Genomic DNA, 3,623 nt, shown 5'->3' with positions numbered 1-3,623 from the left:
CGATAACAGGGAAAACGCCAGCTTTATGCGGGCATACATAATACGTCCGTTATCCTTCAGCAACAAAGCTGTTTCCCCTAATTTACGGGCATAGTGGTAAGAGGAATCATATTGGAAAAGACGGTACTCCTCGTACAGCAGCGTATATACATTAAATTGTTTGGAGAAATCGGCTGGTGCTACCTGTGCTAAAATTCTCTTCAGGCTGTCGATCCTGTGCTGCCGCTGCGCGTCATAAACCGGCACATTGTTAATAGCCTTGCTTAATTGCACCAGCTGCTGCGCCTGGCCATCCTGGCCAGATCCATGGTAAGGTATTAATAACAATAAATAAAAGAGGATAGCGGAAAAACAGCGGCAAGTGGAATTGGGCAGCATATCGGTGAATTAATAGCGTATCCCGACAAATATAGGGAAATAAAGAAAGAGGCCATCTCCTATGCCTGCAAAGACAAGGGACGCCTCTTTCTAAAAGTTGATCCTAACAGCGGAATCCTATTTTAACACCTAGAATTGAAAATAGATAAATGCGCTGCTGCTTTCCTGGCTCAGTATCAGCAGAATAAGCATTACTGACCATACGGTACCGGTGATCCACCAGGGCAGCTTGTAAGCTGCATCAATCACTTTGGTATTGCGTAATACCCAGTGCAGAATGAGCATACCGGTAATTACCACTACAATCTTTGCAATGGCCAGGCTGGTAAGCAGGGGCATGGCACCCTGCGCCATACCTGCCATGGCGCCCAGTATTTTACCTGCGCCGGCAAAAGTGGTGGCACGGAAAAATACCCAGGTAATATTGATCAGGAAAAAGGTGAGCAATGCGTAAAAAATACCGGGCAATGCTTTGGGCGCAGGCGCCTGCGGATTGGGTACCAGCGGCTGTGCTGCCTGCCTGCTTTTCTTTTTGTCCTGAAAAAATTTCTCTATCCACAGGTACAGCCCGTGCAAACCACCCCAGGCCACAAAGGTCCAGCTGGCGCCATGCCACAGCCCACCCAGCAACATGGTGATCATGAGGTTAATATAGGTGCGGAACTTTCCTTTGCGGTTGCCACCTAAAGGAATGTATAAATAATCCCGTAACCAGGCAGAGAGTGTAATGTGCCAGCGCCGCCAGAAATCAGAAAAACCAATGGCGGCATACGGCGTCTGGAAATTTTGCGGCAGGGTAAAGCCCAGGCTCAAAGCTGCTCCCATAGCGCATATGGAGTAACCGGCAAAGTCAAAGAATATTTGCCCGGTAAAAGCCAGCACTCCCATCCAGGCATCCAGGCTGGTAAGCGCTTTAGCGGTATTGAACACGGCATCGGCCGATGCTGCCAGCATCCCATCTGCCAGCACCACTTTCATAAACAGGCCTAATGATACCAGGAACATGCCATCCAGCAGCTGCTTACGTGTAGCCGTACGCGGTGTTTCAAACTGCGCTGCCAGCTGCGGCGGACGAACAATAGGCCCGGCCACCAGGTGCGGAAAAAAGGTTACGAACAGGGAGAAGTCAAGCAAGGTGGGTATGGGCTTGCTTTCCTTTTTGTACATATCTATAGTATAGCACAGCGTGGTAAATGTATAGAACGAGATACCAGCCGGCAAAATAATGTTAGGTTTGGGCGGATGGTAGCTAAAGCCTGCGGCATTTACCAGGCCCACAAAATTCTCCATCAAAAAGCCGCCATACTTAAAAAAGCATAGCATGCCCAGGTTGCCAATGAGGCTTATTACCAGCAGCACGCGCCGCTTGTGAATATTGTTTTGCGTATATAACGCCTTTCCCACAAAATAGTCCACTATTGTAGATAACCACAGCAGCAGGATGAAGGGTGGATTCCAGGCTGCGTAAAAAATGTAGCTGGCAAGCAGCAGGTTAACTTTCTTTGTTTTCCAGCTAAAAGGCAGGTTGTGGAGCACAAGCACAATGGCAAAAAAAGCGATGAACGTGTATGAATTGAAAACCATGACAGGTAATTTGTTGCAGTGATGAGATTAATGTTTTACAAATGATGCGGGCAGCAGCGTAATCAACGCTTTGGTAAAGGCCCGTGCATCCTGGGGTTTAAGATGCGACCACTCGGGGCATATAAAATGCCGGGTGCTTTCATAATCCATGAAATGAATACCCTGGCATTGGGTGCTGGCCAGTAAGGCATTCCATAATTTTTCCCGGGGAAAAGCTTTTTGCTCTATGTCCCAGAACATACCGGAGGATGGGGTGCGTACAAATACTACCTGGCCGCCGCGTGCTCTTATTTTGTTTACCGCAATGGTTACAGACTTCAGCACATCCGGCACCATGTTGGGCGGCGGGGGCGGCGCCTGTCCGGCCATGCCCAGGAAACCGGCCCATATATTCTGTACCATGTGCTGCTGCATTGTATCGCGCACAAAACGGTCGTCCATATAAGTTTGGCGATCGGAGCTCACCTTATAAAAGTCAGGCGGAAATGGTATGTTATCCATTGATACTACGCCCGGGCGTGGCGGAATAGGCAGCCTGTTCAGCTGCGCATTCAGTGAAAGAAAACGTTTGTCCAGGAACACCAGCTGTGATTCCAGCACATGGTTCAGATAATAACCTGCTTTTTGTGCAGGTGTTTCTGACTTGTAATAGCTCACATCCCCGGCCGGCTCCTTATTGTACTCCGGCATGCTGGAAAAGAACAAAGGTTCTGTTACATCTACAACCAGCCTGCCGTGAAAATCCGGATCATCGGCCAGGTCCAGCAACACCGGCACCGGCGAGTTACCTTCAATAGAAAGCTGCACCGCGTCCCTGCCGGTCAGCTTTTTCCAGGTGGGAATATCCAGGTCATACTTGATCCTGGAAGAGCCAATAAATACGGTAGCTGCCTGCGGCGACTGGTACACCTGCGCCCTTTGCGCAGACCATTGCGGGGCCGCATCATCATAAGAAAGGGTGAACCCGCTTGCGCGCAGGTAGATCTCCCAGCTGCTGATGACAATTACTACCAGGATGACCATGAACAGTGCTGGCCGTGCTAAATTCTTAGTTGTCATTTTTTGGCGTTAACTTTTAAACAGTTTAATAATGATGAATTTTTATATCGCACTGTACACGTAAGTAAAATAGAATTGGTTGCCTTTTCTTTTGGAGCTTACAATAATTACGTAGAAATACGGGGTTACGTTCAGGGCAGACAATTAATCTATAATCCTTTACAGTAAAGCATTCCATTCTTTTAATTCATATAGATACCAGAGGCCAGTGCTTTTTTGTGCGATCAAATATTGAGCTGCAAATGTACAGGTAGTGCTACGCGTAAAACCCCGTAGTAACCCGTATATTTGCAGATCAGCATTTACCTGTATGCGCATCCATACTTACACACCGGGTATCCGTTTACAAGCGTTCATTAAGAACTTCCTGATCATTGAAAGCGATCATGGAGTGTTGAATGAGGTTGCTATTACTGATTTATTTCTTTATTTTTAGCAACATGCTCCACGCCGTATACACGGCTTAAACTGTTACAGGATGGACCACTCCAGGAGAGATTTTTTAAAAACAGCCGGCTGCCTGACCATTGGATTTTCCATTACCCAACTACCCTTTGCAGGCGCAGCCCTACCATTGCAGGAATTACCTGACAGTCTTAAAG

At 47.7% G+C, this 3,623-nt stretch carries 3 protein-coding genes and 1 pseudogene; 1 reads left to right on the top strand and 3 read right to left on the bottom strand.

Annotated elements, in window-relative coordinates:
- The 3 genes and pseudogenes from VIM87_RS03020 to VIM87_RS03010 form a co-directional block, all read right to left on the bottom strand.
- Positions 1-378: pseudogene (locus tag VIM87_RS03020) on the bottom strand (hypothetical protein); the annotation flags it as partial.
- 129 nt (positions 379-507) lie between these two features.
- On the bottom strand, positions 508-1,962 hold the full coding sequence (locus VIM87_RS03015) for an MBOAT family O-acyltransferase (RefSeq protein WP_331995534.1): 1,455 nt from the start codon (positions 1,960-1,962) through the stop codon (positions 508-510).
- Between the two features lie 27 nt (positions 1,963-1,989).
- Positions 1,990-3,021 (bottom strand): hypothetical protein, encoded by a 1,032-nt coding sequence (locus VIM87_RS03010; protein ID WP_331995533.1) that lies wholly within the window; start codon positions 3,019-3,021, stop codon positions 1,990-1,992.
- A gap of 478 nt (positions 3,022-3,499) precedes the next feature.
- Between VIM87_RS03010 and VIM87_RS31380 the strand changes: the two genes are divergently transcribed.
- Positions 3,500-3,623: twin-arginine translocation signal domain-containing protein (locus tag VIM87_RS31380; protein ID WP_414649576.1), on the top strand; the 124-nt coding region annotated here is incomplete at its 3' end.

It is taken from the genome of Chitinophaga sp., assembly GCF_036569125.1.
In the GTDB taxonomy this organism is placed as follows: domain Bacteria; phylum Bacteroidota; class Bacteroidia; order Chitinophagales; family Chitinophagaceae; genus Chitinophaga.
Note: the sequence above shows the minus strand (reverse complement) of the source record. Positions and strands in the feature narration are given on the sequence as shown.

Excerpts from the sequence above, each read along its gene's own strand:
- VIM87_RS03015 (WP_331995534.1), bottom strand. The coding sequence starts at position 1,962 with ATGGTTTTCAATTCATACACGTTCATCGCTTTTTTTGCCATTGTGCTT.
- VIM87_RS03010 (WP_331995533.1), bottom strand. The coding sequence starts at position 3,021 with ATGACAACTAAGAATTTAGCACGGCCAGCACTGTTCATGGTCATCCTG.